Source organism: Zobellia galactanivorans, from assembly GCF_000973105.1.
Lineage (GTDB): Bacteria > Bacteroidota > Bacteroidia > Flavobacteriales > Flavobacteriaceae > Zobellia > Zobellia galactanivorans.
The window spans coordinates 4358758-4372628 of record NC_015844.1 but is presented as its reverse complement, the minus strand read 5'-3'; the positions used below and the strand labels follow the sequence as shown (position 1 = coordinate 4372628).

Here is a 13871-nt window from a genome sequence, read left to right as displayed (position 1 = left end):
ACCCAACCTTGAGTGTTAAACAAATTTCGTTCCCACCATATTGTTCATATCTTAGACCTATGCAATTATTTTACAATCCAGACTTAGACCAGAGCGTTTCACAGTTCACCTTCTCACAGGAAGAGAGTCGACATATAGTTAAAGTATTACGTAAAAAAGAAGGCGACACTTTACACATTACCAATGGAAAAGGATTTATTTTCGAGTCCGAAATCTTACTCGCCGACCCCAAAAGATGCAAGGCCCAAGTGGTCTCGACAACAAAGAAACACCCTCAAAGACACTGGCTACATATGGTGGTCGCCCCGACGAAAAACAATGATCGTTTCGAGTGGTTTTTAGAAAAAGCTACCGAAATTGGGGTAAACGAAATTACCCCTATCTTTTGCGATAGATCGGAACGAAAAGTTATCAAAAAGGAGCGCTTGGAAAAAGTGGTCCAATCGGCCATGAAACAAAGCCTACGCACTTACCTCCCCAAATTGAACGACGCCATAGCCTACAAAGACTACATCGCCCAAGCACAAAACGGACTCTTGTTCATCGCACACTGCGAAGAAGAAGAAAAAGTAGACCTAAAAAGAAGGGTCGCGGCCGACACGGACGTCACCATATTGATCGGGCCCGAAGGTGACTTTTCACCCGAAGAAATACGATTGGCCCGTAAAAGCGGCTTTTTACCCGTTTCTTTGGGCGAATACCGCTTACGAACCGAAACAGCGGCCATTGTAGCCTGCACCACCGTCACCATGATCAACAATTCATAGGAAGCCAAACAAGGAACACAAGCTTTTTTACCCGCCCGTTACACAAGATTTCACATGTTCGCAAAGACCATAAACCAACTATGACGGAAAGCTTCGCCCCACCTCTTCAACGAAAATATTTTTCACATACCTATTGTCTCCCCCAAACAATCGATATCTAAACAATTCGTTTATACTTCATAATTCATACATTTGAATAATAGTTCTTTAGTCTGACATCAAAATGAAACGATTGACCCATTATTTAGCATTCCTTACCCTGTTGACAACAGTTTCCTTACCTGCCCAAGAGATTGCCATATTAAAATATAAGGGAGGAGGCGACTGGTACGCCAACCCCACCGCCCTACCAAATCTCATCGTATTTTGCAATGAAAATATCGGGACCGCCCTGCCCCCGAAACCCGAAACCGTTGAAGTAGGAAGCAGCACCATTTTTCAATATCCCTTCATTCATATGACCGGACATGGCAACGTAGTCTTTTCCGACGAGGAAGCAGAAAACCTAAGAACCTACCTTCTATCCGGTGGGTTTTTACATATCGACGACAATTACGGTATGGCCCCCTACCTCAAAAAAGCCCTTGAAAAAGTCTTTCCCAACAAAACTTTGGAAGAACTCCCCAGCGACCATCCTATTTTCAAGCAAGTCTATTCATTTCCCGACGGACTACCCAAAATACACGAGCACGATGGCAAGCGCCCCCAGGCCCTAGGCATTTTTGACGAAAACCGACTGATACTGCTCTTCACTATAGAAAGCGACCTTGGGGACGGATGGGAAGACCCCAGCGTACACAACGACCCTGACGAAATAAGGACCAAGGCGCTTCAAATGGGGGCCAACATCATTCAATACGCCTTTACCAAGTAAATATACGCCCACAAAACGCAACAAAGAGATGAACTCAAAAACTATCAGCAACGGAATTCTGCGCGCCGTAGGAATCATTCTCAGCACCGCCCTGCTACTCTATTTTTTATGGAAAATCCAGTCCGTTATCGCCTATTTGGCCATTGCAGCTGTCGTAGCCCTTATTGGCCGTCCTGTCGTGTTCTTTTTCAGGCGCAGGCTCAAGTTACCCAATACCATTGCGGTAATCTTGACCATGGCCCTAATGGTAGGTGTGTTGAGCGGGATTATCGCTCTTTTCGTTCCGCTTCTAACGGAGCAGGGCAAAAACCTCTCACTACTCGATATTGACCAACTCGAACGGAACCTAGATTCACTGCACGAGCAAATCATCAATTTCATAGGCACAGCGCCAAACGTAGTGGACGAAATAATTGAAGACACCGACTTTGAAAAAACGATTGTAGACAGCCTTAATATCGGATTTATACCTAATTTTCTCAACTCTTTCCTAGACGTCCTAAGCACCGCCAGTATCGGACTCTTTTCCGTTTTGTTCATTTCCTTTTTCTTTTTAAAGGACAGTAATCTTTTTCAAAGCGGCATTCTGGCTTTTGTCAACGAAAAAAACGAAAAAAGGACCGTAACCTCTATTGAAAAAATAAACAATTTATTGTCGAGATACTTCGTTGGCTTGCTGCTTCAAATTTTTATCCTGTTCGTAATTTACACGATAACACTATTGATTTTAGGTATAGAAAACGCCATTGTCATCGCCTTTTTGTGCGCCCTCTTCAACATCATTCCATACATCGGTCCGATCATTGGCGGGGTCATTATGGTAGTGCTTACAATGACCAGTAATTTAGGCATGGATTTTAGCACCGTAATCCTCCCCAAAGCCGGCTATGTTTTAATCGGATTATTGATAGGACAACTCGTTGATAATTTCTTTTCACAACCCTTCATTTTTAGCAACAGTGTAAAGTCACACCCTTTAGAAATCTTCTTGATCATTATCATTGCCGGATTGCTTTTCGGTGTGGTCGGAATGATCGTCGCCGTACCCGGATACACCGCCATAAAAGTGATTTTAAAGGAATTTTTATCAGAAAACAAGCTCGTTAAATCGATCACAAAAAGTTTATAGTTAAGGTTTGAATAAAAATATATTAAATACTGGTGTACAGAATTTTATATTAAAAAATTTGAATACTGACATCATGTCAGTATTGCTTAAAAAACCCTATTTTGGGCTAGTTTCCAACAAAGAGCTAGCCGAGCAATTAGAGTCGCGAAAAAAGAGCGAAAAAAAACTCAATACCTGGTTCAATGCCTCGAACATCTACTACCCCAACAAGCTAAATATTGAGCAAACCTCTTCTGAAATTACGGCTCGCTACAAGTCGGAAATAGTATCGGGGAAATCACTTGTCGACCTTACCGGAGGTTTTGGTGTAGACAGCTATTTTTTTAGCAAAAAAATAGACCGTGTTTTCCACTGCGAAATCGACAAAAACTTGTCCGAAATCGCGTCCCATAACTTTGAGGTTTTAGGTGCGAATAACATAGAGACAAAAGCGGAAAGCGGTTTGGATTTTATCAGGAATTCGGAACGGCATTTTGAATGGATCTACATCGACCCTTCAAGGCGAAATGATATCAAACAACGAGTTTTTTTATTGTCGGATTGCCAACCCGATGTAATCGCAAATCTAGATCTATTGTTTTCCAAAACGGAGCACATCTTAATTAAAACAGCGCCCCTCCTCGATATTTCCGCAGGGATAAACGAACTGAAACACATCAAGGAAATACATATCGTTGCCCTAAACAACGAAGTAAAAGAACTCTTATGGGTTTTAGAACGAGGTTTTAAAGGCGAAGTAACCGTCAAAACCGTTAACAAAACCAAATTAGACGACCAAAGCTTTAGCTTCGGCCTCGAGCAAGAAAGGAAATGCGACTCAAGCTTTTCCCTTCCCCTATCGTACCTGTACGAGCCGAATGCCGCAATTTTGAAATCCGGGGCCTTTAAAACCATTGGCCATAGCTATCAACTAAAAAAACTGCAGGAACACACTCATTTATACACCTCCGATGAACTGATCGATTTTCCGGGAAGACGATTCAAAATCGAAAAAGTGCTTCCTTACAACAAAAAGGAAATCAAGCGAAATGCCATAAGGAAGGCCAATATTACAACACGCAATTTTCCCGATAGCGTAGCCGATATCCGAAAGAAGTTCAGTATTAAAGATGGGGGCGAGCTCTATATCTTCTTCGCTACAAACCTAGAAAGAAAGGCCACCGTTATAATCGGCTCTAAAGTTTAGTTTTAGGGAGGGGATTTTTTCTTTTTTAACACCTCCAGCCCTATTTTTTCCCACTTGTCCCCTTGTTAATGGCCCAATAGAAGACTTTACCCCCCCTACAACCTCACAAATAAACATCCCTCCCACAGGAAGTCCACGGTTCGTTTAAGTTCCTTTCATTTATAAAAGCAGGCAAAACACTATATCACTCTTGGCGTTTTTGTGCCACAAACCATTCGTACAATTCTTCATTGTCGTAAGCAGGCACCCATGCGTCGTGGCCCACACCTGGATATCGAGTGAAACGCACCTTGTACCCCATACTTTTTAACTTGGCCACCATAGTTTCCGATTCGGATATGGGAATGGACTCATCTTCTTCCCCATGAAAAACCCAGATAGGCATTTTCTTGTCGATCCACGAAGCATATGGCAAGGGAGTCATACCGCAAACTACGGCCATGGCCGCAAATTTTTTAGGATACTGAACGGCCATTTCCCATGCTGCCCCTCCACCTCTACTAAGTCCTGTTAAATAAATCCTAGTCGTGTCCACCCGATTGTTTTTTACAATCGTATCGAGCAATTGTATGACAGAGCGGGTATTCCACCACATTTTCTTATAGGGGTTTTGAGGCGCAAGAATTAAAAATGGGAATTTTTTGCCCCGTTTTATCAATTTAGGCGGACCGTTTCTCTTTACATATACCAAACTATCCCCAGACTCTCCTCCCCCATGTAAAAACAGCAAGAGGGGGAATTTTTCCTCTGGACGCTCCTCATATTCCTCTGGATAGTACAGATAATAGCTGTAGTTCTCGGTTATGACCGTTTCTTGTTCGGCATCTATGAGTTTATATTTTGATTGGGCGGCACACCCCTGTAGGACACCACAAAGTAAAATGAAATATAATTTTCGCAACATTGATCTCTTCTTTTCCGCAAATAGGTATGACAGAATTCATCGGTTAAAGTACAATTTTAAATGTAGCGCAAAAAAAACGGATGCCAAAATTGGCATCCGTTTCTATATGATTTATATTATAAAAGTTTATCGATACAGGGTAAAATGTCCAACGTAGCGTATATCTCGGTCATCGTTTTGATTCACCACGTACCAATAATCACCACTTGGTAGTTCTTTTCCTTCGTAGCGTCCGTCCCAATTACTAACTTGGTCCAGTTCAGCAACCACCCTACCGTAACGGTCATAGATAATCACCTCTATGTTAGGGAAGAACTCACGATTGCCCGGTGCCCAGAAATCGTTCTCATTATCGCCATTGGGCGTAAAGAAATTGGGTATTTCGAGCATTCCGGTAAATTCGAACGGAATCACCGCTATAGCCTCACAACCATTTTGGTCGACTACCTTAATTTCTACAGTACCGCTTTCCGTAGTGGTATAAAGACCTTCACTACCGTAAGACACGCCATCAAAGAAGAATTCATATCCACCAAAACCTCCTTCGGCAGTGGCCGTAATCTCGTTCGGTCCGGTTTTTTCCGCTGTCAATGTTAACGGATCGTACGCTTCTATAGTAAATTCAACAAAGTTGGTACAACCGTTTTCATGGTAGATATATACCGTATGGTCTCCTGCCGGTAAATCTCCCCAGGAGCGTTCCGATCCGGCCAAGGCCGTTATGGCATCCGTAGGATCGATCGGATCTAACGCGAACAACAATTCGGACAATAGACTTTCATCTTGCATCTGTACGGAGGCCGTGCTATTTGGGAAAATACCCTCACAACCATATTGTACCAATGGGTCCGCCGTAAGGTCCACCCCAATTTCTATAGGAATGAACACATTCGTCTCACACATATTGGCATCGCGCACATAGACAATATAACCTTCACCTCCAATCAAACTATCGAACGAAAGGTCATCATTTCTTAAGAAAACCTCTGTTCCGTCTGAATTCGGCCCCACTAATCGGGTTTCGTAGTATTCTACAAAAGTCACCGGATCCACAAAAGGCGTTCCTCCCGTTACGTTCAAACGTGCCGTACCATCTTCAAAACCGATACAGGTTTCGGGCGTTGAGCTAAAGTCTACAATTTGCAACTCTTCAGGTGCCGTTACTATAATTTCAAAAGTTTGCGGACAACCTTCGGCATCTTGTGCCAACACGGTATACGATGGATTGCTCGGGGTATTCGCCGGCAAATCGGTAAACGTATAGGACGTTGGATTATCAGGGTCGCTAAAGAACTCGCTCAAATTCGGCTCTATGGCAAATTGCACCAATCCTGATGCCCCACTGTCTACCGTCATGGTAATGGTTCCATCGGAAGCCCCATAACATGTTGTCGGTGTCGAAGTCGGCGATAGAACAACCGGTACTGCAGGAGCTATGGTGAACGGACCTTCTACGAGTCCACATGTAGCACGACTGATTACCGATATCCAATAATCACCCGCATCTAAGTTTTCAAAAGTACCGAAATCTTGAGCCGGTAAACTTCTATAGGTCGGCATACTTTCGGCCGCAAAGGCATCGGAACCTGGATCATAGTCATAAATTCTAAATTCATAAATACCGGTACCTCCGTTGGCAATCGCCTCTATCCTACCATCAACCTCATAGGCACAAGACACATCAAAAGTAGGCGAAGCCGGGTCTAGACTTAAAGGTTCGGCATCGGTAATGGTAATACCATTGGTTTTCCGAGCGAGACATGAACTTGCACTTCCCACCTTACGAACCTCATAGCGATACGAATTTCCAATAACACCGGGCAATCCAGTTTTTACAGGAAGTCCATTTCCGTCAACCTCATCAATTGGCAACCATGGCCCTCCTGAACCATTGACACTATATTCATATGTACCCCCTTGTGGGTTGTTCACCCGAATCATCATTGTTGCTTCATTACCACAAGCTGGAACCGAAGTTTGAATCAAGGCAGGATTGATCGCTGGTGGCGGAATTACCTGAACCGGAGCGGTTATCACACGACAATTTAAAGTAGAGACCACCTCAACGGCATACCAACCTCCCGGAATCACTCCGGTACCTGCGGTTCCAACAAATTCAGGACTAGTTTGCAAACCAGTGCTCGATTCTATATCGGTAATATCGTTACTACCCAAATGTAACAACCTATATTGGTAGCCACCGCCAGGTACACCCCCTATGGCCCCTGGTGTGGTGGTACCAGGTTCTACGGCAACAATTACCGCATCGTTTCCTGTCGGACATTCAAGTTCTCGAGTAACAATAGCATCCGCCTCAATTGGAGGCACAGGTAGCAATTCGAGTTCCGCGGTATGGGTACACCCTTCGATATCGCGAACAGTTACCCTATAGTTACCACTTGACAAACCGGTAAAACGGTTATTGGTTCCGTTAGCGGCAAATGAGGCATAGGCCGCATTACTATGTGGCGCAAAACCACTACCTATGGGATTTTCATACTCTAACATATATTCATATGGCGAACTATCCCATCCTCCTTGTGTAGTGACAAAAATTTCACCGAGATTATCGTTACAACCCACACGACCGATTTCTTCCATGTTTGTAATAAGAAGTTGTTCGTTAGGCATTTCTATCGTACTCATGTTGCTAAAAACATCACAGGTTGTCGCAGATTTACCCTGCTCACGAATAACCACCCTTAAGTTACCCCCTTCCAATCCGGTAATGGTTGCCGGGTTATTTACGGTGGCATCAATAGTCCCCGTGGAGTTCCCTCCTACCGGAGCACCGAAGGCCCCTCCGCTAAAACCTGGGTCCGACGCATCGTAAACCGTATATTCATACACTCCTGAGAAGTTGGTCAAACTGGCCAAATTGGTTATTTCTATATTCAATATACCATCGGTAGTACCAAAACAACCAACAGGTTCATTCTGGCTGATGGAAACCGTGGGCAAAACAGGCTCATCTACTACATAGGCGACAATCGGATACGAACATCCCCCTATATCGTTTACCCGTAAATTGTACTCCCCGGCCACCATGGGCAGATCAAACTCAACAAAACTGCCACTAGGTTGGGCCTGGTCGGCCACTGGTGCTACGGAAAAACCTTGATCTTCAATTATAAAATTGGTGCTTCCGGTAACATCTATTCGAATACGTTCTGGATTCTCACAATCCATTGGCGATATTTGGGTAATCGTTGCGGTTACCGTATTAGGCGCCAATACCGTTACCGAGTCAAAGAACTCACAACCATTGGAATCCCTTGCGTAAATGGTAATGACCTGATCAGATCCCGTATCGACTATTTCAAAATCAGGACTTGACTGATAACTATCCGCAAGATTTATTTTGTATCCATATGGCGCCCCGTTACCTACATTTCCACCAACTATAGCTGCACTTACAATCGTAGTACTATATTGGTTGGCTGCCGGATTACAGACCAATGTACCCGAAGTCACATCAATTTCAAATGGGGGCGGCTCGTTGATCACCACTTCCTCCCTATCGAAACAATCCCTATCGGTAACTACCTCTATTACATAGGTCCCTGGTGCCAAGGCCGTAAAAGAACCCGATAGATTAGTGTTGATTCGGCTTGAAGTATCCAAGTTTAAGGGTAGTGCCCCTATAGTACCCGAATACAGGTTGTATTCCTTAATACCATCTACGTCGGTGCCTGCAATCAATGAAGCGGAAATACTTCCATCATCAGCTCCATTACAACTTACGTCGCTCTCGCCCGTATCATCAATATCGGGACTTGTAGGTGCAGACCTCACAATACCATCTACGGTAAAGGTACAGTTATCGATACCATCATCCACTAGATTATCGGTTATCACAACTTCGTAATCTCCCGCAGGGATATTTTCAAAAATACCGTCGTCATCTGGGTCGGTTATATCTACGGCCCCTCCAAAGATATCGGTTCCGATAAGTCTATAAGTAAAGTCACCACTACCTCCATCGGCAGTAATTGTAATAATCCCATTGTCTACCTCACAGCTCGGTTCGCTGGTAAAGTCACCCGAAGCCGACAAAACCTGAAATACTTCGGCCACGCCGTCTATGTCACACCCATTGGCATCGATGATATTGTAATCATAGGCCCCAACGCTGTTAACGATAAATGTTGCCGTGGTATTGATAGCAGGATCACCAGAATTGGCTACTGTCTGACTAATACCGTTCAAGGTAAAGGTAGGTGTATCGAAATCGCCCGGTAAACTTAAGGTGATTTCAAATCCGCCGGCAGCGGTAGCGGTTACATCACATTGATTCTCAACCACAGGGTCCAACAAAGGTAAATCGGGGTTCAGCTGTATAATTGCCGCAGAAATACGATACGCACAGTCATTAGCATCTTTTACCCAAATATCGTATTCCGTACCCGGTGGCAGAGATCCCGGCAAGGCTACCGTAGCGGCATCACTAAAATCTGCATTCGTCGGTGGTGTTCCGGCAGGCATAAAAGCGTATAGATAAGGACTACCCGTAGCAAAAGGCGTACCTCCACTTCCCCTGACCGTCAATTGGCCCAGGGCGTTACAGTTGGCATTTTGATTGTCAATAATATCTACTCGAGGTAGGTTTATAACAGTATCTACCGTTGCCCCATCCGTACAACCATTAGCATCTACGATAGAAATTCCATAGCGCCCTAAATCTACTCCAGTAGGTACGATTACTTCAGTTCCTAAAACCGGGGACACCCCAGTTTCGGTATGAACGACAGCACCAGTATCTAAATCGGTTATTACAATATCAAACGGGGCAAGACCCGAGTTTATCATATACCTCAACTCTACTTCCCCCACACCACAACGATATTCACTTGTTAAGGCAACATCTGAACCTGGGCCACTTGGCAATGTTATTTCTTCAGAATAAATACATCCTGTATTGTTATCGCGAACATCTACGGTATACGTTACCCCAAAAAGCAAATTGTCAAAACAATGCCTGTCCGGAGGACTACTCGGAGAAGTCCACCCTGCAAGCGGATCTGGATCCGTTAAACGGATACTGTAATCTAAAGGCAGTGTACCTCCGGTTATATTCACACACACCGTAGTTCCACTTGCTGTACATGTAAATCCTGGAAACGGTTCAGGGATGATATCAAGGGAGCCACTATCGATCGTAAAAGGCTCAATATCCCTACATCCACGTGAATCCAACACAATCACCTGATAATCTCCCGGTTCCAAACTTGCATCCTCTATGGTCAACGGAAAATCACCTGGTACCACGTTATCTAAGGTCACAAGGGGATTCCCAAAATTATCCTCTACTATAACCGTATAGTCAGGCACCCCTGCTCCGGGTGCAGGTGTAAGCGGTAAATTTACAACAACCCCACCAGAGAGCGGTGCCGGTGCACAAGTAGCATCGATTGGCGTTACCGTAATATCCGGGGCCGGATCGGTGTCCTCGGCTACCGTAATCGCCATAACCCCTGTGGTACAGTTTCTGGCATCCTTTACCACATACTCGTAATCGCCCGCCGCGAGTCCCGAATAAATGGTTTGCGAAGAAAAATTATAATCGATCGGATCCGGGCCCGCGGGATTGTTGGGGTCCAATGGATCGTTCTGCAATTCGCCTACCGGGGCAAATACCACTTCAAATGGGGGTACGCCCGACGCCACAGTAGGAATTATTTCTACAAAACCACTATTGGCATCGCCACAACTGGGGCCGACGATTCGGTGTGTAGCCGCGATATTGGTCGGCTCGGCAAATGTCAAGGGTTCGGATATGGCGCTACAGCCATTGCTATCGGTCACCTCAACGGTATAGTCGCCATAGTCGGAATACGACATGGTATAGGTAAACGAAGCGGACGGAAGCGGGTTTCCGGTATATCCGGCCACCGCAGCACCGTCTTTGTATATGGTATAGGAGGTTGCGGCGAGATTGGAGACATCCCCTCCCGAAACGTCGATCTGCATTTCTCCCGTACCTCCACAGGCAATCTCTTCGTTGATATCGAGACTCACCTGGAGCTGGGGCGGTATTCGAACTGCCGAAGTAGAAGCGATACAACCGTTTCCATCAACGACTTCAATGGTGTAGTTACCGGGGACCAAGTCCGTAAACGTATGGGTTCCGGGCGTGCCCGGTGTCACCAATGCCCCTCCATTAATTCGGTACTGATGCGTACCTATTGCTGCGGAGCCCGGAGTAGAAGAAACGGTAATTTCTGCGGTGTTGGTAGTTGAATAACAGTAATCGGCCGAGTCAAAGCTAATTGCCGGAGCATCAACACTGGTAAGGGTGAACGTTGTAGAAGCACTACAACCCTCAGAATCAGTAACCGTTAAGGTATAGGTTCCTTCCTCGGTCAAGTTACCGAATGTCCCTCCTGTTTTTGGCCCATCTGTCCGTCCATCGGAAGGAGGCCATTCCAATTCATAGCGGTATCCACCGAAACCTCCTGTGGCACTTCCAACGACCCTACCAATATTGTTGTTCTGACAACTCATATCGGTTAGGCTGTAATTAACGCTCAAGGGGGTACCGGCTTCTTCGACGTCGAAGGAAACGGTAGAGGTACAATTGGTATCGTTATCGGTTACCGTAATCTCGTAGGTACCGGCACCTAAACCGGTTATAGGAATTTCCAAATCACTGCTCGTTCCACTCACAACAGGTGTAGCCGGCAATTGAACCACGGCATAGTCATAATCCGTAGCAAAACCATCGACCAAGAAGGCGCCGTTACCATCAGTGGCACCAGGACAAACCTTTCTATCCCCTCCCGATTTTACCCTGGCACGGATAGAACTAAAACCTCCCGTGGTAAAACTGGCCGTATAAGTACAACCATTGGCATCGGTAATCTCAAATTGGTAAGATGTATCCAACCTTAATCCATTAAAAACATTGCTCGCTTGCGGTCCGGAAAGCGGTGCTGCGGGAATAGCGGAAATCACTTCATATTGAGTAGCAAAACCTGCTGGCAACACATCAATAGTAACCCTGCTCGTGCCCGTTGAACAATCTAAATTATCTTGTGCAAAACTTATGGATGTGGGCGGTACCGGTTCCGATACGGTGATCGGCGAAAGGGCCTGAAAACAGCCTGCATCGTCCTTAACATAAGGTATATACGTACCTGGAGCTACCCCTGTAAAAGTAGTTCCCGATTGATAGGTAACATTATCTAGACTATATTCATATCCTGAGCCCGATCCACCTGTAGCCGGTGTAAAATCAATAATAGCCCCGCCATTGATACACGTATAATCTTGGGTCAGCGATGCACTACCACTGAGACCCCCAGCGGAAGTAACGGTAACGGCAGGCAAAGACAGAACACAACTGAACGCCCCTTGCGAGTAACGCACTTCTACAATAGTGTAGGTATCATCCGTAACAGGTATGGTAGGTGAAGAAGTAAAGGGATCTCCTGCATTATTGGTAGCCCTAAACTCCAGGTTAAACCCTTTCGGATCAGTAACATTAAAATCGACTTTTCCTCCACCATTGGTACAGGTTCCTATAATAGGAGCGGCCGTAACGTCTGGAGGTGTCAATTCGGCGACATACTCCGATTTTTCCGCCGTACAACCCTGATCGTCGGTAATATAAAAGGTATAGGTTCCCGGACTTGTTACGGTATACGAACTCGTACCCGAGAAAAATCCGCCCGAATCACCGCCATCACTAACCGTATAGCTATACGAGCCAGAACCTCCCGAAGGGGTTACATCGATATCTACACTAGATATAGTAGAGCAGCCAAAGCTCATACCGTTTGTGTCAGTTACTACACTGATCGGACTCAAGCCCGTACCGACTTTTATCGGATTACCACCGGTATCGGTATATTGTATAGGCGCAGCTATCCCATTCGGAATATCTTCCTTACAGTCATTGGTCTCAACTTTAACGGCATATGTACCTTCACTAACAGCCCCAAAAGTATAGGTATTACTAGATATGGTAGAGGTAAATTCAATTTCCGCTCCATTTTCATCCAATAAGGTATACACATAAGGCCCCGGAACTTCGGAGTTAACGGTTACATCAATACTACCGGTCTCACCGCTACATACCGGATTGGTATAGGTGACATCGATTTCGATATCTACTTGCTTAATCTCGATAACGTCATATAAATATTCACAAACCTCGCCCGCTATGTTCAAACGCGCCTGAACGGTATAGAACCCAGGGTCAAGGTTTGGGAAAATAGATGAAGATTGGTACGGCCCAAAGGTTCCGCTCGCTTCGCGAATTCTAAATTGGTAACTATTAGGAAGGCCGGTAATCTCGATTCGACCCGGGTTATTACAAACAAAATCTTTCTTCGTATAACTCTGGGTAATCGTACTTTTTATTACTTCAAAATAATAATACTGACCTCCGTTTACCTGAACCCTATATTCGGCCCCTGTTGCAGCTGAAATGGAACTGGCATCTAAATTAAAAGTCGACGCGGTAGACACTTCGGTATAATCCCCTCCATTGGTATTCGGACAAGGTAAGTTTGTATTTGGAGCAGCTCCCGTTAATCTTTGCCAAGAAACACTTCCGGAAGTTGACAAGGTGATGTTTCTATCATCGGAATCACCACAAAGAATAAAACGGGCAATAGTAGAACCATCGCTCGTACAGTTATCGACATCGTCATAACCTTGAATAATAGTCGCGAACATAGGAGCTGCGGTAGCGCTCACCGTTTCTTTTTTCTCGGTTATGGATGAATTCTTGAGCGCAGTCTTTTCAACGGCCCCAGTCTTTGAAGAAGTGGCCTCTTTGATTGCCGAAGCGACCTCCTCGTAAACCGAGAAAGCCTTCTTGCCTGCAATTGCTGAAGTACAAACTACTGAAAATGTCATTAACAGTAGGGCATAAACAATATGCCTTGTTTTTTTTGGGAGCATAGGTTAAGTCGTTTTTAAAAGAAAATGAGCGATTTGGGCTGCATCACTTTCTCTTGTCTAATTCTTTTAAACTTATAAATTCTCGTTATCTTTAACCACAA

Annotated in this window: 6 protein-coding genes; 4 read left to right on the top strand and 2 right to left on the bottom strand. The window is 44.9% G+C overall.

The genetic code is table 11. The annotated features are described in order from the left end of the window. Positions 1 to 59: 59 nt before the first annotated feature. The 4 genes from ZOBGAL_RS17560 (at position 60) to ZOBGAL_RS17545 (ending at position 3956) form a co-directional block, all read left to right on the top strand. Positions 60 to 767 (top strand): 16S rRNA (uracil(1498)-N(3))-methyltransferase, encoded by a 708-nt coding sequence (locus ZOBGAL_RS17560; protein WP_013995060.1) that lies wholly within the window; start codon positions 60 to 62, stop codon positions 765 to 767. Positions 768 to 990: 223 nt separating this feature from the next. Further along, complete coding sequence (locus ZOBGAL_RS17555) at positions 991 to 1641, top strand: DUF4159 domain-containing protein (RefSeq protein ID WP_013995059.1); 651 nt, start codon at positions 991 to 993, stop codon at positions 1639 to 1641. A gap of 28 nt (positions 1642 to 1669) precedes the next feature. Further along, complete coding sequence (locus tag ZOBGAL_RS17550; RefSeq protein WP_013995058.1) at positions 1670 to 2770, top strand: AI-2E family transporter; 1101 nt, start codon at positions 1670 to 1672, stop codon at positions 2768 to 2770. A 73-nt stretch (positions 2771 to 2843) separates the two neighbouring features. Beyond that, on the top strand, positions 2844 to 3956 hold the full coding sequence (locus ZOBGAL_RS17545; protein ID WP_013995057.1) for a THUMP-like domain-containing protein: 1113 nt from the start codon (positions 2844 to 2846) through the stop codon (positions 3954 to 3956). Between the two features lie 184 nt (positions 3957 to 4140). Here ZOBGAL_RS17545 and ZOBGAL_RS17540 read toward each other — a convergent pair whose 3' ends face one another. Both ZOBGAL_RS17540 and ZOBGAL_RS17535 read right to left on the bottom strand, forming a co-directional pair. After that, entirely contained in the window at positions 4141 to 4860 is a 720-nt protein-coding gene (locus tag ZOBGAL_RS17540) for a carboxylesterase family protein (RefSeq protein ID WP_013995056.1), read from the bottom strand. Between the two features lie 126 nt (positions 4861 to 4986). Continuing rightward, on the bottom strand, positions 4987 to 13725 hold the full coding sequence (locus ZOBGAL_RS17535) for a T9SS type B sorting domain-containing protein (RefSeq protein ID WP_148560731.1): 8739 nt from the start codon (positions 13723 to 13725) through the stop codon (positions 4987 to 4989). Between the last annotated feature and the right edge of the window lie 146 nt (positions 13726 to 13871).

Excerpts from the sequence above, each read along its gene's own strand:
- ZOBGAL_RS17535 (WP_148560731.1), bottom strand. The coding sequence starts at position 13,725 with ATGACATTTTCAGTAGTTTGTACTTCAGCAATTGCAGGCAAGAAGGCT.
- ZOBGAL_RS17545 (WP_013995057.1), top strand. The coding sequence starts at position 2,844 with ATGTCAGTATTGCTTAAAAAACCCTATTTTGGGCTAGTTTCCAACAAA.
- ZOBGAL_RS17560 (WP_013995060.1), top strand. The coding sequence starts at position 60 with ATGCAATTATTTTACAATCCAGACTTAGACCAGAGCGTTTCACAGTTC.
- ZOBGAL_RS17555 (WP_013995059.1), top strand. The coding sequence starts at position 991 with ATGAAACGATTGACCCATTATTTAGCATTCCTTACCCTGTTGACAACA.
- ZOBGAL_RS17550 (WP_013995058.1), top strand. The coding sequence starts at position 1,670 with ATGAACTCAAAAACTATCAGCAACGGAATTCTGCGCGCCGTAGGAATC.
- ZOBGAL_RS17540 (WP_013995056.1), bottom strand. The coding sequence starts at position 4,860 with ATGTTGCGAAAATTATATTTCATTTTACTTTGTGGTGTCCTACAGGGG.